Origin of the sequence: Rossellomorea vietnamensis (assembly GCF_008180615.1) — a bacterium.
Taxonomy (GTDB): domain Bacteria; phylum Bacillota; class Bacilli; order Bacillales; family Bacillaceae_B; genus Rossellomorea; species Rossellomorea vietnamensis_D.
In genome coordinates this window covers 26878-48206 of sequence record NZ_VTEH01000015.1, presented here as the reverse complement: position 1 = coordinate 48206, position 21329 = coordinate 26878, and the positions used below count along the sequence as shown (strand labels likewise).

General features: G+C 43.3%; 23 protein-coding genes. 8 read left to right on the top strand and 15 right to left on the bottom strand.

What is annotated here, in order from left to right; translation table 11 throughout:
* Positions 1 to 75: 75 nt before the first annotated feature.
* Positions 76 to 459 (bottom strand): hotdog fold thioesterase, encoded by a 384-nt coding sequence (locus FZC79_RS17125; protein ID WP_148948032.1) that lies wholly within the window; start codon positions 457 to 459, stop codon positions 76 to 78.
* A 263-nt stretch (positions 460 to 722) separates the two neighbouring features.
* On the opposite strand from FZC79_RS17125, the gene FZC79_RS17120 reads away from it, so the two are divergent.
* Entirely contained in the window at positions 723 to 1118 is a 396-nt protein-coding gene (locus FZC79_RS17120; protein WP_252183377.1) for a hypothetical protein, read from the top strand.
* A gap of 172 nt (positions 1119 to 1290) precedes the next feature.
* Here FZC79_RS17120 and FZC79_RS17115 read toward each other — a convergent pair whose 3' ends face one another.
* From FZC79_RS17115 to FZC79_RS17105, 3 genes are all read right to left on the bottom strand, one after another.
* Complete coding sequence (locus FZC79_RS17115; RefSeq protein ID WP_148947976.1) at positions 1291 to 1551, bottom strand: hypothetical protein; 261 nt, start codon at positions 1549 to 1551, stop codon at positions 1291 to 1293.
* A gap of 558 nt (positions 1552 to 2109) precedes the next feature.
* Entirely contained in the window at positions 2110 to 3426 is a 1317-nt protein-coding gene (locus tag FZC79_RS17110; protein ID WP_148947975.1) for a Na+/H+ antiporter family protein, read from the bottom strand.
* Positions 3427 to 4163: 737 nt separating this feature from the next.
* Positions 4164 to 5669, bottom strand: a complete 1506-nt coding sequence (locus FZC79_RS17105) for a leucyl aminopeptidase (RefSeq protein ID WP_148947974.1) — start codon at positions 5667 to 5669, stop codon at positions 4164 to 4166.
* A gap of 189 nt (positions 5670 to 5858) precedes the next feature.
* Between FZC79_RS17105 and FZC79_RS17100 the strand changes: the two genes are divergently transcribed.
* Both FZC79_RS17100 and FZC79_RS17095 read left to right on the top strand, forming a co-directional pair.
* Entirely contained in the window at positions 5859 to 6332 is a 474-nt protein-coding gene (locus FZC79_RS17100) for a divergent PAP2 family protein (protein WP_148942164.1), read from the top strand.
* 14 nt (positions 6333 to 6346) lie between these two features.
* The gene (locus FZC79_RS17095; RefSeq protein WP_148947973.1) at positions 6347 to 7138 is read left to right on the top strand and encodes a cobalamin-binding protein; all 792 of its coding nucleotides are present in this window, start codon (positions 6347 to 6349) and stop codon (positions 7136 to 7138) included.
* Positions 7139 to 7177: 39 nt separating this feature from the next.
* On the opposite strand, the gene FZC79_RS17090 is transcribed toward FZC79_RS17095, so the two are convergent.
* The 5 genes from FZC79_RS17090 to FZC79_RS17075 all read right to left on the bottom strand — a co-directional run bounded on the left by FZC79_RS17090 (position 7178) and on the right by FZC79_RS17075 (position 11876).
* On the bottom strand, positions 7178 to 7888 hold the full coding sequence (locus FZC79_RS17090; protein WP_148947972.1) for a 3D domain-containing protein: 711 nt from the start codon (positions 7886 to 7888) through the stop codon (positions 7178 to 7180).
* Between the two features lie 311 nt (positions 7889 to 8199).
* Positions 8200 to 8523, bottom strand: a complete 324-nt coding sequence (locus tag FZC79_RS17085; RefSeq protein ID WP_148947971.1) for a YuiB family protein — start codon at positions 8521 to 8523, stop codon at positions 8200 to 8202.
* Between the two features lie 1046 nt (positions 8524 to 9569).
* Positions 9570 to 9692, bottom strand: a complete 123-nt coding sequence (locus FZC79_RS23290) for a YuiA family protein (protein WP_162785043.1) — start codon at positions 9690 to 9692, stop codon at positions 9570 to 9572.
* A 162-nt stretch (positions 9693 to 9854) separates the two neighbouring features.
* The gene (locus FZC79_RS17080) at positions 9855 to 10337 is read right to left on the bottom strand and encodes an NUDIX hydrolase (protein ID WP_148947970.1); all 483 of its coding nucleotides are present in this window, start codon (positions 10335 to 10337) and stop codon (positions 9855 to 9857) included.
* Positions 10338 to 10658: 321 nt separating this feature from the next.
* Complete coding sequence (locus FZC79_RS17075; protein WP_148947969.1) at positions 10659 to 11876, bottom strand: NAD(P)/FAD-dependent oxidoreductase; 1218 nt, start codon at positions 11874 to 11876, stop codon at positions 10659 to 10661.
* A 409-nt stretch (positions 11877 to 12285) separates the two neighbouring features.
* Here FZC79_RS17075 and FZC79_RS17070 point away from each other — a divergent pair, with 409 nt between their 5' ends.
* A complete protein-coding gene (locus tag FZC79_RS17070) occupies positions 12286 to 13281 on the top strand; it encodes an NAD(P)/FAD-dependent oxidoreductase (protein ID WP_148947968.1) in 996 nt (331 codons plus the stop codon).
* A gap of 478 nt (positions 13282 to 13759) precedes the next feature.
* Entirely contained in the window at positions 13760 to 14401 is a 642-nt protein-coding gene (locus FZC79_RS17060) for an SDR family oxidoreductase (protein WP_187442841.1), read from the top strand.
* Between the two features lie 60 nt (positions 14402 to 14461).
* Here FZC79_RS17060 and FZC79_RS17055 read toward each other — a convergent pair whose 3' ends face one another.
* The gene (locus FZC79_RS17055) at positions 14462 to 14824 is read right to left on the bottom strand and encodes a HesB/IscA family protein (RefSeq protein ID WP_148947966.1); all 363 of its coding nucleotides are present in this window, start codon (positions 14822 to 14824) and stop codon (positions 14462 to 14464) included.
* 199 nt (positions 14825 to 15023) lie between these two features.
* Here FZC79_RS17055 and FZC79_RS17050 point away from each other — a divergent pair, with 199 nt between their 5' ends.
* Positions 15024 to 15716 (top strand): DUF2225 domain-containing protein, encoded by a 693-nt coding sequence (locus FZC79_RS17050; protein WP_148947965.1) that lies wholly within the window; start codon positions 15024 to 15026, stop codon positions 15714 to 15716.
* Positions 15717 to 15754: 38 nt separating this feature from the next.
* Here FZC79_RS17050 and FZC79_RS17045 read toward each other — a convergent pair whose 3' ends face one another.
* Positions 15755 to 16144: a VOC family protein gene (locus FZC79_RS17045; RefSeq protein ID WP_148947964.1), complete on the bottom strand. Its 390-nt coding sequence runs from the start codon at positions 16142 to 16144 to the stop codon at positions 15755 to 15757.
* A gap of 101 nt (positions 16145 to 16245) precedes the next feature.
* A complete protein-coding gene (locus tag FZC79_RS17040) occupies positions 16246 to 16482 on the bottom strand; it encodes a YuzB family protein (protein ID WP_113926749.1) in 237 nt (78 codons plus the stop codon).
* A gap of 372 nt (positions 16483 to 16854) precedes the next feature.
* Between FZC79_RS17040 and FZC79_RS17035 the strand changes: the two genes are divergently transcribed.
* On the top strand, positions 16855 to 17922 hold the full coding sequence (locus tag FZC79_RS17035; protein ID WP_148947963.1) for an NAD(P)/FAD-dependent oxidoreductase: 1068 nt from the start codon (positions 16855 to 16857) through the stop codon (positions 17920 to 17922).
* A 355-nt stretch (positions 17923 to 18277) separates the two neighbouring features.
* Here FZC79_RS17035 and FZC79_RS17030 read toward each other — a convergent pair whose 3' ends face one another.
* Entirely contained in the window at positions 18278 to 18604 is a 327-nt protein-coding gene (locus FZC79_RS17030; RefSeq protein WP_148947962.1) for a YuzD family protein, read from the bottom strand.
* A gap of 265 nt (positions 18605 to 18869) precedes the next feature.
* Here FZC79_RS17030 and FZC79_RS17025 point away from each other — a divergent pair, with 265 nt between their 5' ends.
* A complete protein-coding gene (locus FZC79_RS17025) occupies positions 18870 to 19106 on the top strand; it encodes a NifU family protein (RefSeq protein ID WP_113926752.1) in 237 nt (78 codons plus the stop codon).
* 35 nt (positions 19107 to 19141) lie between these two features.
* Here the strand turns inward: FZC79_RS17025 and FZC79_RS17020 are convergent, their stop codons facing one another.
* Together FZC79_RS17020 and yutH are read right to left on the bottom strand one after the other, a co-directional pair.
* Complete coding sequence (locus FZC79_RS17020; protein WP_148947961.1) at positions 19142 to 20119, bottom strand: 2-hydroxyacid dehydrogenase; 978 nt, start codon at positions 20117 to 20119, stop codon at positions 19142 to 19144.
* Between the two features lie 69 nt (positions 20120 to 20188).
* Entirely contained in the window at positions 20189 to 21190 is a 1002-nt protein-coding gene (gene yutH, locus FZC79_RS17015) for a spore coat putative kinase YutH (RefSeq protein WP_148947960.1), read from the bottom strand.
* Positions 21191 to 21329: the final 139 nt, after the last annotated feature.

Genomic DNA, 21329 nt, shown 5'->3' with positions numbered 1-21329 from the left:
TCTTGAGAAGGTAAACATGCTCTTACATACGTAAAAGCGGTGAAAGGGATATTCCCCTTCACCGCACTAAAGTGTTTATTTTTTCGGTACAACCGCCATTGTACAACGTGATACGCAAATCAGATTGTCCTCTTCGTCTGTAATGCGGATATCCCAAACCATCGTACTTTTTCCCTGGTGAATCACTTCAGCGGTCGCTGTCACAATTCCATCTTTCTTCGCCCTGATATGGTTGGCGTTGATTTCCAAGCCAAAGCAGATTTCTTTTTCCAAATCAATCAGTTCCACTGCCCCTACACTTGCAACCGTCTCGGCCAATGCAACCGAAGCACCTCCATGCAGGTACCCGAAAGGCTGCCTTGTTCTTTCATCCACAGGCATAGTCGCCACCACTTTGCCTTTTCCCAGTTCAATAAATTCCATTCCCAATGCACTGATCAGCGTATTTTCGTTATTCAAATTCTTCACCCCTGCTAATTCTTTGTTTAAGCTACCTTTCTCTACTTCTATATAAAAATCCTCTTTTATCACAGGATTCTTTAAAATTTGGTTTCCGAAATTCAGCTGCCTTGAGGCGGAAAATTTTCTAACCGGCATCTCAGCCTCCTAATATAAATGCTATAGAATACAGACAAAATATCAAGCATATAGATTTTTAAGGAAGCAGGAAATGTCTGTAAAAATCTCCACCTGCCTGTACACAGATTGGAAGGAGGAAACGCATGAATAGATATCATCCTTTCTATACTCCCATTCAACGTCCGCAAACGCCGAAATGGCCGCCTGTTAACCCATACTATGCAATGAATCGCTACCCCATCCAGTATCCGCCAATCCAGCCTCAGCAATTCATGGATTCTGCCGGTAAGATGACACCGCTCCTGGATGATGCCAAAATGATCATGGATAAGGTATCTCAATCAAAAGATTTTTCAGAGAAGCTGATGGATGCAGCTCAGAAATCAAACATGGGAGAACTCAACCGCATTATAAAGGGAACCGGGGTCAAACATACACCAGGCATTAAATTTGATCCAGATGGGTTCACCCTTATATTCAGCAATAAGACAGCCAACATCGACTGCTGTCATTTGACGATAATCCTCAGATGGAAATAAAAAAGAGGCGTGGTCCTTTCAGCCCCTGCCAGTAAATGTTTCAAAAGTGAAAAATAAATGGTCTTGTTTATTCTCTTTACATTAGGAACCGCCAGCTTCAGTACCGCAGCCGAATTTTATTCTCACAAACAAAAAAGGAGCCGCTCTATATCCAGAGCAGCTCCTTCTCATATTAATAAGGGTATCCTCCTGGGCCGCCGTACCCTGGGGCTCCATACCCCGGGTAACCATATCCAGGATAGCCGCCTCCTGGGCCGCCGTATCCGTATCCATAGCCATACCCGTAAAATGGCGGTCTGTAATAACGGGGTCTAACAAGTGCACCGCCCAGCACACCGCCTAACACCCCTCCTAGAAAAGGAAGGCCGAACCCCCATCCGAACCGGCTCTGTCCAAAATGCTGGTTCCTCGGTTGAAATCTTGGATGCATCATAATTGAAAACCTCCTCATCTATTTAAGGCTTCATTATTTATGTATGCAAACATGATCCCATCCGCATGGGCTTACTAGGGATAATTCGTTTATCAGGTTCTTGAAAGCAAGCTTTATGGAGATCGGCAGTGGCGGCTGGGCTTTTAGAGGACAGTAAGATCTAGATTAGCTCTGGATAATGGCCCGCAAATCTACTTTACGGGCCATTGAGATGAGGATTGCCTCTGGATAGTGGGCCGCAAACCACTTTTACGGGACAGTGAGATGAGGATTGACTCTGGATATTGGGCCTTAAAACTGCTTTAAGGACCGTTGAGATTAGGATTGGCTCTAGATAGTGGGCCGTAAACCTACTTTACGGGCCAGTGAGATGAGGATTGCCTCTGGATATTGGGCCGCAAACCAACTCTACGGGTTAGCACTTTGTGTTGGTCCCAAAGACTTTAAATAAGATATACGCTGCCTGGTTTTCGCACTCTAAAACATAACAAAAGACCCGTCAACAGACAGGTCTTTTATCAATATTATAGCGGAAACTCTCTCAAGGGATCTAGTTTCCTATAAGATTACTGCGGCAATCCAGCCAAACAAAATCATTGGAATATTAAAGTGCAGGAATGTCGGTACACAGGTATCCCAGATGTGGTTATGCTGCCCGTCTGCGTTTAACCCAGCCGTTGGCCCGAGCGTCGAATCGGATGCCGGTGATCCTGCATCACCCAGCGCTCCGGCTGTACCTACTAATGCAATTGTAGCTAACGGACTGAAGCCCAGCTCTAGTGCAAGCGGTACAAATATAGCGGCTATGATTGGGATTGTCGCAAATGAAGAACCGATTCCCATTGTAACAAGCAAGCCGACTATCAGCATCAGCAAGGCAGCAAGCGCTTGATTGCCTCCGATGATATCCGATGTTGCTTCTACAAGAGTATCTACGTGGCCAGTCGATTGAACAACGGCTGCAAAACCATTTGCGGCAATCATGACAAACCCTATGAATGCCATCATTTTCATTCCTTCAGTAAGGACACCGTCAGCATCCTTCCACTTCACAGATCCTGAAGCATAAAGAATGGCAATACCCGCCAATGCGCCAAAAATCATGGAATCCAATGCCAGCTGCACATACAAAGCAGCCACAATCGAAATGAGTGCAAACACTATTGCCTTATTAGAATAGGTTGTTGTGTCTTCAGCTTTCGTCTCGGCCACTCTCTTATATTCTCTTGGTTTTCGATAACTGAAGAATACGGCTGTCAACAAACCGGCGACAAGGCCTGCTGCAGGCAATAGCATCGCTTTCGGGATATCAGCCATTGAGATGGCCAGCCCGCTCGCCTCCATGTTTTGGGCAATGATCTCATGAAACATGAACCCAAATCCATACGGCAGCAAGATGTATGGTGCCGTCAATCCAAACGTCAGAACCGACGCTATCATTCTTCGGTCTATTTCAAGCTCTGTCATCACCTTTAGTAATGGCGGTATCAAGATCGGTATAAAAGCAATGTGAATTGGTATTAGATTTTGTGAAAAACAGGCCATTATTAATATAGAAAAAACAATTAGTGCTTTAGACAACGCTTTTTTTCTAGAATCCTTTTCTTTGCCTACTAAGCGGATAACAGAATCGACAAGCAGGTTCGGAATGCCTGTATATGAAATTGCGACAGCAAATCCTCCAAGCAAGGCATAACTGATCGCAATGTTCGCGCCTCCTCCTAATCCATCCGTAAATACGCTGACTGTTTCATTTATTCCCAAACCGCCTGTCATTCCTCCAGCAAGTGCTCCGGCAACCAATGCGAACACGACATTCACGCGGAGCAAGCTGAGGATCAGCATGACCAGGACAGCCACGATGACTGCATTCATGTTGAAAAACTCCTTTCATTTGATGTTTTTATTTTTTCACTTTAAGTATAGAATCACAAAACGCTTTAATGCGCTAAATTGGTAGAGAACTAAAATACTTTTACTAATCTATCAGAGAGAGTCACAGCTGTCAATGCTTTAGTCTGGTAAATTACTAAGATACCCTGCTCCAATATTTTCTAACCTTTCGTTGCTTCTGCCTTTCTTGAATACCCGTTAAGATAAGCAAGATTTTCTAGTTAAACTTAGAATTCAACACAGTTCAGAATATATAAAGGAAAATTTTTCCCTTAAGATGAAGAATGGAAAGCGTTTTGGGGTGAATAAGGGAAGATTTTTCCCTTAAGCAAAGCAAAATGATTCATTTGCCCGTTTTTTTAGTAAATAACGGAAACTATTTCCTCTATTTACGCTATTTTTGGGTCTATTTCTTGTATAAGGGAACTTTCTTCCCTTATTTATCTAAGTTTTAAGCTTACCGATAGCCCCAGAGCTGGATTCATATTTTTTCATCTGAAACTTCTATATATAATTATCTTTTGAAAAAGGCTTAGAGATATTGATATCTCTAAGCCTTTTTCACTGTAAATTTTATATGATTTGGGCTGCGATTTACCGATCTTGCACCTCTCATGTAAACCGTTAAAAAGGATTACTAAGTCAACTGCTCATCAAAATTTTCTATTCAGAGCCACAAAAAAAAGCCTGTCCCATAAGAGACAAGCTTTCTAAACCAATTATTTTTCTGCAGGCTCAAATCGTTCAACAAGCAGAGCAAGTGTACGTGCCATGGAACCTGTTGCACCGGCCGGTCCGAGGTTATGGTCGGACTTCGAAGTGGCAGTTCCCGCGATATCCAGGTGGACCCAAGGAGTGCCTTCAGCGAATTCCCCTACAAATGCACCAGCCATGATGGCATGCCCTTCGCGTCCAGGCGAGTTATTCAAATCAGCGATCTTGCTGCCTCTGACTCTCTTCTTGTCATTTTCCGTATAAGGAAGGCGCCAGATGAACTCTCCCGCTTCTGACGATGCCTCCAGCACCTGTTCAAACAGGGCTTCGTCATTTGTCATCGCACCCGTTTTGTCCGTTCCAAGAGCTACAATGACGCCGCCTGTCAGTGTGGCAACATCAATCAGATAGTTGGCTCCATGATGCTTGGCATACGTCATACCGTCAGCAAGGGCAAGGCGTCCTTCTGCATCTGTGTTCAGGACTTCAATGGTCTTGCCGCTCATCGCGGTGATAACATCATCCGGCTTGAATGCATTTCCGCTTACCATGTTGTCTGTTGAAGGAATGACAGCCACAACGTTTTGTTCCGGCTTCAGTTCACCGATGATTTCCATTGCACCTAGAACAGCTGCCGCGCCTCCCATATCGGTTTTCATGCCCACGATGCCGTCCTTCGGCTTAAGGGAATAGCCGCCGGTATCAAATGTGATCCCTTTCCCTACAAGACCAATAACATCGTCCCATTCGTCTCTTCCTTGATATTTCAGGACGATCATTTTAGGAGGCTCTACAGAACCTTGATTGACTGCCAGCAGGGCACCCATTCCGAGCTTTTCCATTTCTTCCTTCTCAAGGATTTCCACTTCAAACTCGTACTTTTTACCGATTTCAGCCGCATAGTCCGCAAGCTTTGTTGCTGTGATGATATTTCCCGGCGCATTGACCAAAGCACGGGCAGAATTCGTTCCTCTTCCATGTGCATAGCCGACTTGAAGAGCAGCCTCGATCTCAGCACTGTCACCTTTTGAAAAGGCAGTCAGGTTTTTAATGAATGTGTCCGGGATATTTCCCTTATGTTTATACCCAGGGAATCTGTATGTGGCCATGGTAAACGCTTCGCTGACAGCATGGGCAATGTCAGAAGCATCAAGCTGTTCGGTCGTCAATGTATCTACTGCAACTGCGAAAGAAGAAATCTTCATTTCCTGAATTGCTTTTGAAGCAGCACCAATTGCTTCTCTCAGTTCGTCGAAGGAAAGCTCTTTCGCTTTTCCAAGTCCTACAAACACCAGACGCTTTGCAGGAATTTTACCAAAAGTATGTACCTTTGAAACAGTATTCAGTTTAGAAGAAAGGTCTCCGGATTTTACTAAGCCCGTTAACTGTCCTTCAAACTTTTCATCCAATTCGGCAAGCTCTCCTGAAAATTCTGGGGCATTGAATAGACCGACAAGGATACATTCCTGTTCATTGTTTAAAAAACCATTATTATCAACTGTAAATTTCATTTAAAAGCACCTCCGATTTTATTATATATAAATTTTCGGTATATTTCGAATGAGAGGGACCACCAGGACCGATTATGTGCAGAATTTCTATTTCCATGATTTTCTATGGTATAATTGGGAATACATTTTATAAGTCAGAACGGGAATATAACTACTATTACCAATAGGAAAGGATGTTTTTAGACAGCAATGGAACTACTTACAAACTTCCCATTTTGGGCCGCATTATTCGGAATCTTTTTCGCCCAATTCATTAAAGTACCCATTCAATTCATGGCAACAAAGAAAATCGATTGGTCACTGCTCACCTCGACCGGCGGAATGCCAAGCTCCCATTCAGCAGCTGTTACGGCACTGTCTACTGGTGTTGCTCTTGAAACAGGCCTGGACTCTCCTATCTTCGCTGTTTCCGCCATCTTTGCCATCATTACAATGTTCGACGCAACCGGAGTCAGGCGCCAGGCTGGAGAACAGGCCATTGTCCTTAACCAATTGGTTGGCGATTTCCAGAAGTTTGTAGGCGAAGCAAAAGGCTGGCAAAAGAAACCGGAAGAAGTAAAACGAAAAGAATTGAAAGAACTTCTCGGCCACAAGCCGATTGAAGTCTTCTTCGGCGGTCTATCCGGCATCCTGTTAACGCTGGTTATTTATTACACGCTATAAAAGGGGGAACTGTTATGAGAATTGTATCAATTTGCCCCAGCAATACCGAAGTCGCTGATTACTTGGGGCTGACTTCTTCCCTGGTCGGCGTCGATGACTTTTCTGATTTTCCTGAAGAAATCAAATCCCTTCCAAAGCTTGGTCCTGACCTCAGCATTAATATGGATAAGGTCGAGGAACTTCAGCCTGACTTGATCCTTGCCTCTCTCAGTGTACCCGGAATGGAAAAAAATATTGAGGAACTGAAAAAGCGAAGCCTGCCTTATATTGTAACTGACCCGCAAAGCTTCGATGATATTGCCGATGATTTGCTGACAATTGGAAAGGCCTGCGGAATTGAAGCTAAGGCAAAAGAAATGCAGAAAGAGTTCAGGGAGAAAATTACTCTTTTGAAAGAAGCAGCTGCCAAAACGGAATCGGCTCCAGAGCTGTATTGGGAATGGTGGCCCAAACCTGTTTTTACCCCGGGGAAAATAAACTGGCTGACAGAATTAAGCGTACTGGCGGGTGCCAGAAATATTTATAGAGATGTAGAACTTGCCAGCATCCAGACGGATTGGGAAGACGTTCATAGCAGAAACCCCGATTACATATGTCTCGCCTGGGTAGGCGTGAGGCGGGAAAAAGTCAATCCGGCTGTCGTCAAAAAGAGAGCCGGATGGGATACCCTTCAGGCAGTTGCGGAGGACAGAATCCTAGTGCTTGAAGAGGAATTGTACTGCAGGCCCTCCCCTCGGCTGCTGGAAGGTGCATTGAAGCTCGGTCATATTCTGCATCCTGACCAGTACTCCCGCATCAAATTTTAATATAAAAAGAGGAAGAGCCGCGGCCCTTCCTCTTTTTTATTATTCCTGGTTCTTCTGAATATACTGCTGCCTGAAAACCTGCATGCTCTCATTCTCATTGAGGGCTGTCAGCTCATCTTCCGTCAGTTTGCCTGTGCCCTTCGTAACAACATAAACATCAAGGTCCTTCTTGCCCCAATTCTCGTACACTTCATTAACTGTATCGTAATATAAATCAAGCTTATGTCCTTTAATGGCACTCCCCGTATCCGCTACCACACCATATCCGTATCCCGGAATGAAAAGAATGGTTCCTATCGGAAATACATCCGGATCAGCGGCAACGGTCGAATACAGATCTCTTTTCACTTTTACACCTGAATATGTAATACCGTATGCAGGGTCCCCTGGAACCTTGCCTGTTGACTCAATTCCAGCTGTGTAACCTGTTGCTGTAACAGTGGATTTCGGATACTGAGACCAATCCACAGCTTCTTCAAGCGGCCTTGGCTTTGCAACTACCGGTTCTGAAGCTGATATTAATGTGGTAAGGGTTTTTGCCCTTTTAAATAACTTTTCTCTTAATGATAAAGTTTTATATGAATGCTCTTTCAAAGTGCTTTCTGCTTTCTCTGCGCCTGTTTCTTCTGTCAGCCAGCCGGAAAATGTCTCAGCCTTGACTCCAGAAATCGATTGGAATGTGACTAGCAGCGCTGCTGTAAACAATAGTGCCATAACCAGCCTTTTAGACCATTTTTTTAATATATTCATGTAAGAATCACTCCTCCCATCACTATTACTTTCCCAAAAGAAAAGAATATATTCAGGAATTAGTTAAAAAGTCTAATAGTTTCAACTTTCTGAATAGGAGGCGAACTTAAAATAATTGAAGAAAGACTCTAGTCTTGAAATGAATTGATAGTCCCAAAGTATTGTTGCTTTAAGGTTTTCCAAGGCTTATTGGAGAAGAAATCCATTACTTTTAATGAAGCCGCAATCCTTGCGAAAACAGCTATTTAAAAATAGCATTTTGAAAATAGGCATAAAAAAAACCCTTTGCCTATGAGCAAAGAGTTTTGAAATTAAAACATTTGATAGCCTTTTTTTCTAAGTATCTTCATGGTGATCCCCGATACAATCGCACCGGCGAGTCCACAAGAAAGAATAAGCACATCCACCGCAGTAAGTGCTCCGAATTTTGTTCCCAATGCAGTAAATGATTCTCCTGCGTTTCTGAAATATTCTATGAATCTTATCTCATCCACAATAAAAATGGTGATAAGAGGATAGATGACCGCCATAATCCATGTCATTCTCAGCAGCATGTTCAGCAAGAAACCGATGCCAAAGAACAAAATAAAAAATAATAACATTGATATAATTACAACCGGAATTCCCATTTGCATTCCTGAAGCACCTCCATTGACACTAAAGTTTAGTGTACTCAATGTTTAATCTACCGTCAATAAACATTGGGACGAATTGGGGGTTCTTCACAAAATGAACATATTTTCATCCTGAGAACAGCGAATTTTTTAAGACTTGCCTAGAAGAGTGCTGCTTAGAAAGCCAGTTAATTCCCCTTCCCATTTTATATGAGGGGTGCAGTGGAAGGTGTTCAATCTTCTGCGTTGCCATGATGGGGGGAGTGCTGCAGCTTATACATTTTTAAATAGGCTCTTTTCGTAAACTTTGTTGCTAGTTGATATGAATTTCGTAAGGTGACGTCACATTCATTGGAACTATCCTGGTAAGCAAACCAGAGAAGAGCTACTTTCTCCATGTTAAGGAGAGAAACCTTAGTAACCGGGGAAATCCCGTGTTTTAAGGATTTTTCTAAAAGAAACAATATTTGTAAAAAACCTTTCTAAATGATCGATGCTTTTAAATGCTAATTTATCCTACTCCCCTCTTACGTAGAAGGATTGGAGCGTAAGGCGGGCGACCTCCTGCGGGACTAGCGGGACAGGTGAGACCCCGCAGGCGAAGCCGAGGAGGCTCAACGCCCGCCCCGCGGAGTCGTGAGCCTGGAGTGGAAATCCATTACTTTAAAAACAGGCACAATCTTTGCGAAAACAGCCTTTAAGTGATAGAGGGAATAATTCCCCTTATTTTATTTTCAGCATCTGAAATTGCTAAAATAGAGGGAGAAATTCCCCTTATTTACCTTAAAGCTCTAAAATATAAGTACTTTTTTTAATATAAAGGGAATAATTCCCCTTATTCAACCTTAAATGAGCTTTAAATCTATACTTAAAGGGAAAATCTCCCCTTATTTTTACCGCTGACTACAAATAAGGAAATGACATTCGTTGACTCCTTCATCTACAAGTAGACTTTTCAAAACAGACGGTTCCAACTTTATCCAATCACCAATGAAACAGCATTTAAGAAAAACAAAAGAGCCAGCCAATGGCCAGCTCCTAATATAGATAAACAGTGCACTTATTTATTATTTTTTACCGCTGCCGCTGCAGCATGGACATGTCTCAGAGCCGCCAAGAACGAGTTGGAAATACCCTTTACCTGAGCAATAATCACATTTCTTTGATGCCGTTTCAATCGCTGATCTCATCGTCCTTATCTCCCCTTTATTCAAAAGTTTTTGGTGATTTCTGATAATATAACACCGATTGTTTTATTAGAAAAGGGACAAAAACACGCGTGTACAGCCATGAAAGCGAATACATCATCTTGTTTCGTGAATTATCTAACTATTTCTTTAAATTTCAGAAAATTAAAAAAATAGTTTATAGCTGGTATAACCGAACTGTTTTCCAGGGTCAATCGGATCCAACCCGGACTTTAACAAGCTGAAATCATACTTAATCATCTCATGAATCATGACCGACGTTTCCTCACATTGAAGAAGCTCTTCTTTTGTCTTCCATGCGACTTCAGAAATTTCTCCTTCACACGGAACCGGCATTTGAGCGGTATCCTTTTGCTTCAAAAGAAACAGCACCATGTTGTCGCTGATCTTGTCCTTAATCACTCCGGACCGGATTCCTATGATTCCGTCAACCGAGGTATCGAGACCCGTTTCTTCTTTTACTTCACGCTGTGCTGCCTCTTCAAGAGTTTCACCCTCATCCACAAATCCTGCCGGCAGGGACCACATCCCCTTCAGCCCTCCGTATCTTTTCTTGACCACCAGCCAGCGGCCGTCTTCATCAATCAGCAAGCCTGCAGCAGCAAGCCAGACGTTTCCTCGCTTCACCCGATTCTCCTCCTATCCTATAGTGGCTGTATATTTATCGTTTAGCTCAAGCGCCAGGGTGTTTTTCCTGTGATCATCTTCCTTCAACTACTTCGCTATCGCTTTATCAGGGTGTTTAGCACTTAATCACCTTGCTCCAGCTACTTCGCTACCCTCTTAGCAGGGTGTTTAACTCTTAATCTCCCTGCTGCTACATCTTATTATTCTTGTACCGCCCTCTTGAGCCAGTAAGGTTGAATCCAGCTTCATTTAAAGAGTAATCTCTAAATCTTTCTACAAAAAAAGCAGAACGAATTGAATCGCTCTGCTTGTGTTTATACCTTAAAAGAACTTGAATTTACCTTTTTTCATGACAAGGCCTGCTCCGCCTACCATGTAAAGTGCACGGTTATCGACCATTTTCTTCATGAATGAAGCTTTGGTACCCATCAATTTCTTGCCGAAAACAAGGCCGATGGCATCGTCTTCGCCAAGAGAACAAACGGTTCCCTTGATGTCCGGCTTGAATTGCTCAAGAGCATCATTGCCTTTAATCAATGCAGCGATATTGCGCGCACAAGTTTCACCCTGCTGCATCGCGATTTGAGCAGTCGGCGGGTATGGACGGTCAACTTCTTCGTTGATCATCAATGAACAGTCACCAATGACGAAGATGTTGTCGTGACCCGGAGCTCGCAGATCTTTACCGACTTTAACGCGGGCTCTCATGTTTTCAATACCGGATTTCTCGATGACAGGGTTTCCGCGGACTCCCGCCGCCCATACGATTGTTCCAGCTTGGATTTCTTCCACTTCATCTTCACCTTTTGAGATGATGACAGAGTTTGCCGTAGCTTCTTTAAGCGGAGTGCCGATGCGGAATTCCACACCTTTTTTCTCCAGTTTGGCACGCGCATACTTAACAAGCTCCGGATCGAAACCAGGAAGGATCATTGGTGCAGCTTCCACACATACGATTCTGACTTTCTTAAAGTCCACATCGTATTCTTTGCAAAGCTCAGGGATACGGTTTCCTAGTTCTCCAAGGAATTCGATTCCTGTAAAGCCTGCACCGCCGACAACGATAGTCAAGCGCTCGTCTTTTTTGTCTTCTTCATTTCTATAAGTAGCAAATTGATATTCAATGTGTTCACGAAGCTGGCGTGCAGAATTGATGTTGGCAATCATGAAAGCATGCTCATGAAGGCCAGTAATTCCGAATGTTTCCGATACAGCGCCAAGAGCGACAACTAAGTAGTCGTACTCTACTTCGCCTTCAGCCGTGATGACTTTCTTCGCATCTGTCTGGATATCTTCCACCGTCGTCTGCATGAAATTCACTTTGTGGCTGTCAATAACGTCTTTGATATCATAACGAACTTTATCATGATGCAATGTTCCTGCGGAGGCCTCGTGCAGCCATGTTGTTTCGTAATGGTAATCGTTCTTGTTGATCAAAACGATTTCCGCTTGGTCTTTACTGAATTGTTTTTGCAGTCGAGTCACTGTCATCAAACCGCCATAACCGGCACCTAATACAACTATTCTTGGCTTTCTCAACTAAATCACATCCACCTTTTTCTTAGAATTTACGATGAATAATAAGATTAGCATCCACCGCAGGCAAGATTTTTATTTGAAAAATAGTAAATAAATAAAGAAAATAAATAAGTATGTGACACATTTCACGATAAGGAATAGAAAAAGAGTGAAAAATGTCATAAAATCTTAACATAATGCCCTACACTACATATTATTCTTTTTACCTTTTATTTTCAAGATATAACCTTAAAGAATAAAACTTAAGAAAATTTAGAATATAAGACAAAGGCGGGTCTTTAAACCCGCCAGCCATGGAAGCGCATTCTATATAACTGATTATTCGCAATTTTAATACATATTTTGTGAAGAAGTGAGCTCATGTGGTAGAATAGATACTATATTGCAAAACAAACAGGAGGGAATTCATTTGAAAGAGGATCAAAAAGTATATGATATTACCATTATCGGTGGAGGTCCAACCGGACTGTTCACTGCTTTTTATGGCGGCATGAGGAAAGCGAGCGTCAAGATCATCGAGAGCCTGCCGCAGCTTGGTGGACAATTGTCTACCCTATATCCTGAAAAATACATCTATGATGTTGCGGGCTTCCCTAAAGTCAAAGCACAGGATCTTGTCAATAACCTTAAAGAACAAATGGCACAGTTCGAATCTACTGTCTGCTTAGAGCAAGCAGTCGAAAATGTCGAAAAGCAGGCAGATGGTGTCTTTAAATTAACAACTGATAAAGAAGTACATTATTCCAAGACGATCATCATCACTGCAGGAAACGGTGCGTTCCAGCCTAGAAGACTTGATTTAGAAGGCGCTTCTACATATGAAGGAAAAAATCTTCATTATTTCATAGACGACATGCAATATTTCGCAGGAAAGAAAGTCGTCATCTGCGGCGGCGGAGATTCTGCAGTCGATTGGGCATTGATGCTTGAGCCGATCGCTGAAAAAGTTACGCTTGTTCACCGCCGGGATAAATTCCGTGCCCATGAACACAGTGTAGATGAATTAAACAAATCATCTGTTGAAATCAAAACACCATTCGTTCCAACAGAAGTAATTGGCGACGATGAAAAAGTAAACCAGTTAGTATTGGAAGAGGTCCGCGGCGATGCTAAAGAGGCACTGGACCTTGATGAATTGATTGTGAACTTCGGTTTTGTCTCTTCTCTTGGACCGATCAAGGATTGGGGCTTAAACATCGAAAAGAACTCCATTGTCGTGAACTCTAAAATGGAAACGAACATCCCTGGAATCTACGCAGCAGGCGATGTTTCCACTTATGATGGAAAAGTTAAGCTGATTGCCAGCGGTTTCGGTGAAGCACCAACAGCTGTGAATAATGCGAAAGCGTACATGGATCCGGACGCACGCGTGCAGCCGCTGCACAGTACTTCTTTATTCAGTTAATTTCAAAAGCGGAAGCGCCTTGATCAGCCCCGACAGGCAAATGTTCCGARGAGAAAAAAAGGCGGTCTTTCCTTTTATTCTCTTTGGGTTATTTGACCCCGAGGGGCTAGGCGCTGGAGCTGGACGGATCAAAAGCGGAAGCGCCTTGATCAGCCCCGACAGGCAAATGTTCCGAAGAGAAAAAAAGGCGGTCTTTCCTTTTATTCTCTTTGGGTTATTTGACCCCGAGGGGCTRGGCGCTGGAGCTGGATTCAGAAACGCTCCCTAATTTTCAATTCTAAAGTTTTATACTTTTTTAGCTCTTCAAAAAGCTGGTACCTAAAGACATTCGTCTACGGTATCAGCTTTTTTTATATAGCTCTGAGAATAAAACAGCTTCAAGGTGTGACTCTATATAGGGTAAACAGCGAGCGTTTATTAACCGCTGATCCGGGTAGACCCATTAATAAGAATACTTTTAAATTAGAGGATGATTCTCATGAATGTATTAGTTATCGGAGCCAACGGAAAAACCGGGAAACTGGTCATTTCCTCACTGGTCAATAGCAGCCAGCATTTTGCAAAGGCGATGATCCGCAAGGCTGGACAGATTGATGCAATGGAAGAACTCGGTGCTAAACCGCTTGTCGGAGATCTGGAAGAAGACTTTTCCTATGTGTTCGATGAAGTGAACGCCGTTATTTTTGCAGCAGGATCAGGCAGCTCGACCGGGCCTGATAAAACAACAGCAGTTGACGAAGACGGAGCAATCAAAGCAATCGATTTTGCAAAGGAAAAAGGGCTGGACCGCTTCATTATGCTGAGCTCTATGGGAGCCGACACCCCTTCAATCGCCCCAGATGCTATGGAGCATTACTTAAAAGCAAAAGGCCGTGCAGACCAGCACTTGCTTGAAAGCGGACTGAATTACACCATTGTCCGTCCAGGAGCTCTTGTTGACGGGGAGAAAACAGGAAAAATCATTGCTTCTCCATCCATACCAGACAAAAGCGGAAGCATTACCCGTGAGGATGTGGCTGAAGTGCTGACCGTATGCCTGAACGAAACAGAAACCTACCATAAAACGTTCGAGATCCTTAATGGAGCTACACCTATCCAGGAAGCATTGAAAAGAGTATAAAAAGAAGCCCCTTCCGAGAAAACATTCTGCTGGGAAGGGGCTTTTTTTATGATGAAGTTATTAACAATTCTCCGGTGTACCCGTATTCGTCGCCGTCCTGAACGACGATCCGCATCCGCAGTTCGCAATCGCATTCGGATTATCGATCGTAAACCCGCCGCCCATCATGGATTGTTTGTAATCGATCTTGGTTCCATTCAGGATGGGAGCGTCCTGTTTATTTACGACAACCTTGATGCCCTCGATTTCAAGCTGGATGTCATCTTCGGCTGCTTCATGTTCAAATCCCATTCCGTATGAAAGCCCGCTGCAGCCACCGCCTTTGATTGATACACGAATGAATGCACCTTCCTCTTCATTCTGTTTCATCATATCCTTGATCTGCAGAGCTGCGGCTTCTGTGATAACTACCACATCTGACATGTAAAATCACCTCCGTCTAAAGATTTTAAAAATCTATCTTCTCACTATAGTTTATGACTATTATGTTTTCAGTATATACTTTTTCGCCCTTATCCTCAACCAATCTGCAAAATGGGCAGTTTAGAACTTAATAGTTCTTTATACCTTATTTATGAGTTATAATATGAGTACAATGAACTACATGAGTGGAGGGTGAACGATGACTGAAATTACACCTTTTTATCAAAAAAATATAGAGTGCCTCTCTTGCAAAAACTCATTTCGGACCACAAAAATCCGGTCCCGTTTCATCAAACTGCGCTGTCACGAGACTGACTTTCGCCCTGTATATCAAGACGAGAAAATCAATCCCCTCTTATATAACGTAAATGTCTGCCCGGCGTGCGGCTTTTCATTTACGGATGATTTCAACAGGTATATTGTTCCCGCAATCAAAACCGAAATCCAGGAAAAACTTTCGGCCCAGTGGACGGAACAGAATTTTGGCGGAAACCGGTCAACCCTGGAGGCCATCAACACTTACAAGCTCGCGATTCTGTCAGGCACGCTAAAAAGAGAGAAGAGCGTAACAATGGCCGGTCTTTACCTGAGGACCGCCTGGCTGTACCGATCTATTGAAAATGAAGAACAAGAAAACAGATTCATGACGCTTGCCATGAATACCTATACAACAGCTTATACCAATGAAGATTTTACAGGCATGGGAATGTCAGAGACTAAAATACTATATCTGATAGCTGAACTGCAATTAAGGCTGCAAAAATACCGCGAGGCTGCCTCTTACTTTTCTAAGGTACTCTCCAAACAAAAAAACTCCCTTGAACCAAGGATCGTTGAAATGGCCAGAGACCGCTGGCAGGAGATGAGAGAAGACTATAGAAAAGCCACATAAAGACAAGGGGAGCCGGATTACAGGCTCCTCCTCCTCAATCAATCATAAATTCCCGGGCAAAAAGCTTCCAGCATGTTTCCATCGGAGTCATAGAATTTAAAGTGGCCTTTATGAGAAGGACTCTCTTCCACCTCTACATCATTCTTTTTCAATTCATTATAGAGATCCCCGCAGTGTTTCTTTGAGATCCCCAATACTGGATGGGTCGTATTTCTTCCAGCCTCAGCATTCTTACTTTCAATCAAGCATAGAACAGGAATCCCGCTCTTCCCCTCATCATAGGAAGGTGAGTCACCGAACGCCAGAATCACTGTCGTCCCGTAATCAGCAGCAATGGTGAAACCCAGAATATCCTGATACCATTTTGATGCCTGATTAATATCTTTCACATATAAATTTGTTTGCAGCAGTCCTGTAAAGTAAGCCATGATTATTATCCCCTTTAAGAAAAGTTTGGTTTTACAATAAAAAAACAGGCAAAAGAAGACTTCTTCTCTGCCTGTTCGTTGTTGAATAATAGATTTATGCGTTAAAACATCGGATTTTCTTCTAAGAATTGATAAATATTCTCCACAAGCTCATCCGGGCTGTCTCCCGTTACCACATCACCGTTGACAAGCGCAAAGAATGCTGAAGCGCACTTTCCGCAGTATCCCAAACAGCCATATTCGACCACATCCAGATTAGGGTCCCTTTCAAGAGCTTCCAGCGCCTTTTGGGCCCCGCTTGCAAGATTGCTAATGCAAAACTCAATGATTGGTTTCACTTTCTTCACCTCGCTAATGCTACAAGATTATGCTACCTTTTTTCCTGTACAACGTCAATGAATACTCTTGAGCCAATGCTGGCTTTTTATAGATATCCATTAGGGGGTCAAGGGCCAAAAACAGCTCTTTTGTGTGAATAATTTGTCATAATTCTGTTGTGAAAAATCTATTATTTCGATATACTTTTTAGTGATTACGTTTTGTTATATAGAGAAAAAGAAGAATATATGTCTATTATTGAAAGTGCTTACTAAACCTGTCCCTCATTTCGATAGCTTTGCATCTCCCCGCATTTTGAAACAGCCGGGCTTTTCTGCATAGTGTTACGAAAATGAGTTTCAACATTAAATGCTAAAAGGGGAAATTATTTTATGAAAAATTTAGTCCTGCTCGGAGGCGGCTACGGAAATATGCGGGTGCTTCTTCGCCTGCTTCCTAACCAGCTTCCCGATGATGTTTCGATCACCCTTATCGACCGGGTGCCTTATCACTGCCTAAAAACCGAATACTACGCCCTTGCTGCGGGAACGATATCCGACCAGCATGTCCGAGTGGACTTCCCGGAACACTCCCGGCTGACTGTAAAATATGGTGACGTCACCAAAATTGATGTAGCGAACAAGCTGGTTCATTTGGATGGTGAAGAAGCGGTCACCTATGACGATTTAGTCATAGGCCTCGGCTGTGAAGACAAATACCATGGTGTACCCGGCGCGGATGAATTTACTTACAGCATTCAATCTATCGAAAAATCCCGCAAAACATATGAGGCACTTTGCAATCTTCCTGCAGGGTCTGTGGTCGGCATCGTGGGAGCAGGATTGAGTGGAATTGAATTGGCCAGTGAACTGCGCGAAAGCCGTTCCGATCTGGACATCAAACTTTTCGACCGCGGATCGAGAATCCTGGGCAGCTTCCCTGAAAGGCTAAGCTCCTATGTCCACAAATGGTTCGAGGAAAATAACGTGGAAATTGTTAATAACTCCAGTATCACCAAAGTGGAACCGAATACCCTCTTCAACCATGAAGACAGCATCCACTGTGATGCCATCGTTTGGACAGCCGGCATACAGCCTAATAAAATTGTCCGTGAAATGGAAGTTGAGAAAGATAAGCAAGGCAGAGTCGTGCTGACGAAGTATCATAACATCCCTGAAAATGAACATGTCTATGTCGTCGGAGACTGTGCAAGCCTCTCACAGGCACCAAGTGCACAGCTTGCTGAAGGACAAGCGGAACAAATCGTCACGGTCCTCCTAAAACGCTGGAAAGGCGAAGAGCTTCCGGAAGAACTGCCTCGCATTAAGCTTAAGGGAATCCTCGGATCTCTTGGCAAGAAGCACGGTTTTGGCCTGGTGAACGAACGCTCCATTACCGGACGAGTAGCAAGGCTCCTGAAGTCAGGTGTGCTTTGGATGTATAAGTACCATAATGGGTAAGTTCATTTACTTGAATATCAAAAAGGCTAAGAGAATCCCTCTTAGCCTTTTTATTTGAATGACTGAATGTGGTCTCTCAAAGACTCGAAGCCACGTTACTTGCTGTCCGTTTCATCCTCGTCAATATTCTTGCCCCATTCAAATCCTGCCTTACCCATATAATAAAGAACCGCTGCAGAAGTTAAAATTCCTAATAATGTTAAGGTTAATCCCACTATGTCCCTCCTCTGGATCTCTTTATCCTTATTTTAACATATTTAGTTAATTGGATTCGATATCCTGCAAAAAAACGCACTGAGAGCTTATCAGTGCGTTCTGCTAGTCATATTCAGTTTACGTCTATCCAGGATCACTATCACCCAGCTTGATATCCGAATTTCTCCAGCTCGGCAAATACCGTTTTTAGTTTCGGATTTCCTTCACCGACCACTTTCCCCGATATCAAAACGACTGGGTAAAACATATCTTCGTCGATGACGCGGGAAGCAAATTCCTGCAGTTCCTCTTCTTCCGGAGGATTGAATATATCAACATACTTAATTGTAAATGATTGCTCAGGAAATTTCCTTGAGATAGCGGCATCCAGCCACTCATAGGTTTCCTTGGATGTCGGCAGATTGACACAGCTTGCACAAACCTTCTCTGCTCCGTAGACGATGATTTCCGCTTCTTTTCTTTCCATGACTACACCCCTTTATCTTCCTATCTCTTATTTTACAGAACTTTCCCGTTAATCGTAAATCAAAAGTTTTTAGATATTATTTATCGAGCACAGGCGGAAGATAGTAAAATTTAAGGCAGCTTTCAATCCTTGAATGAGGGAAAACAGGATAACCGCTTACAGAAAAACCGCCAAGGCAAAATTTAACACATGAAATCGGTTCAACGGATAGATTTTTTCAGCATATATTATTATAATAGAGAGTAAGGAAAGGAGTCGATTTTACATGACACAACAAGAATTAGTGCCTCAAGTACAAGAGGTGTTAGATAAATTGCGTCCCTTCTTGCTTCGTGATGGCGGGGACTGTGAATTGGTCGATGTCGAGGATGGCATTGTAAAGCTTCGTCTTCTTGGTGCTTGCGGAAGCTGCCCGAGCTCAACCATCACTTTGAAAGCTGGTATTGAGCGCGCGCTATTGGAAGAGGTTCCAGGGATTGTTGAAGTAGAACAAGTCTTTTAATTAACAAGGATGACCTGCAGAAGCAGGTCATCCTTTTATTTTTGCCATTCTTTATTCACCAGTGTTTTCGGTATATTTCCTTCAAGAACTGCTCTGATGTTGCTGACAGAGAGCTCCATCATTTCCATTCTTGTTTCGACGGAGGAGCTTCCGATGTGAGGCAGTGCGACGACATTTTTTAAGGAGAGTAATGGATGATTCTCATCAATCGGTTCTTTTTCAAAAACATCCAGCCCGGCTGCGGCAATGTCACCGTTCACAAGCGCATCGTATAATGCATTCTCATTCACGATCGGCCCCCTGGCAGCATTGACAAAGACTGCCGATGATTTCATCTTTTGGAATTGCTCTCTCTGCAGAAGACCTTTTGTTTCAGGTGTCAACGGTGCGAGGCAGACAACAAAGTCCGATTGGGACAGCAGTTCATCAAGATCCGCATATTTTGCTCCGAGTGTCTCTTCTGCTTCGGGTTTTCTGGAGCGGTTGTGATACAGGATGTCCATATCAAAACCTTTTGCTCTCTTGGCAAAGGCTTCCCCGATGCTTCCCATTCCAATGATTCCTACCGTTTTATGATGGATGTCCATTCCCGCCATCAAAAGCGGTGACCAGCTTTTCCACTTTCCTTCCCTCACATACCGGTCAGCCTCAATCAAACGGCGTGCTGCTGCCATCATCAGGCCAAACGTCAGATCAGCCGTTGTATCTGTCAGTACATCCGGCGTGTTGCAGACTGCCGCGCCTTTTTCATTTGCCGCTGCCAAATCGATATTATCATATCCTACAGCAAGGTTCGCCACAACCTTCAAATTGGGTGACTGTTCAAAAAGCTCCTTATCAATGGTATCGGACAGCATGGATAAGATCCCGGAAGCTTTTTGTGCTTTTTTTAGTAAGACGTCTCGTGGAACAGAGATATTTTCATCCTCCCACATATCGACTTCATATTGATCCTGAATAGGCTTCAAAACTTCCTCTGGCAGCTTTCGTGTTATATAGATATACGGCTTCATGCTTTCAACCCCTGTTAGCTTTTTCTCTATATTTTAGCAATATCCAGGGGTGTTGAAAAGCAACTCGTTTCACCCGAGCCAGGTCACTGCCGGAATACCGTAGGACTTAACGGGAACTTCCCCAATCTGATAAAAACTGCCAAGAAACCGCTCATATTGACGGGTTGAATTCAAGTATCCCTGCAGTTTGTCTTCCAGCTGGAAGTGCTGCCCTTCAGAATTAGAGAGATAGTAGTTCTCAATGGTTTCGAAGTAGTGGAGCGGAAACAAGAGCCTTGCATATACCAGCCTCCATGAGAAAGAAGACAGAGGAGCTACAGACTGATATTCACGGAAAAATTTCTGGATGTCAGGCTGGTGCGTGGTTTGTCTTTTAAAATACCGTTCGCGGACACTTTCCGCAATGTCCCTTCCGCAATGATCGAATACCCAGTCAAAAGGATTGCGTATGCTGATCTCCCTTCCCCATACTCCCTCTAAGAAACGTTCATGACAGACTGTGCCTGAATCTGTGTATACGGGATTATCATCCATTTCAGTATCCACCAAATATTGCACGGCATTTTCAGCGAGCCCCAAGTAATACGGACAGCTGTCAATGAAGATCCTCTCAAATTCGTCTCCCGGACGATTTTCTATAACTAATTGAAAGGCCTTCTCCATCTGCTCAATCCGTTTTTCCCATAGGGATTTCCACTGGCCGATGCGGCTGATATGACTGACCTTTTCTTCAATCGCAAGCCCTCTCTGATGAAACTTCGCCAGCTTCCTTCCAAGCCTGTCACCTGGATCACCGCTGTGGTATTCATTCTTCAGGACCGTGAAATCCTGTTCGTTTTCCGAAACCAGAAACCTGCCTTCCGTTGTGGGTACAAACGAAGAGACATAACGGTCGCCATATTTTTTCATATGTTCCGTAATCTTATATAGCTCCAACAGGGCATCCTGTTCCATCTTCGTCACATTCACAATAGTATATATTGACCCATCCGCCATATATCTCTGGTCTCTTCCGTCCTTGAATGACCTTTCCGGCTGAAGTCCATAATGCTTTGTTAATAGATCCTCCATCGATTTCTCCCCCAAAATTTCCTTTTATCCTATGTATATGTAACAGAAAGGATTATTCATGATGGGAAAATGTGTAGAGATCAAAATATGCTGCGCACTTCTAAAACTGCAGCATGTGTCATATGAATATAAGTACACC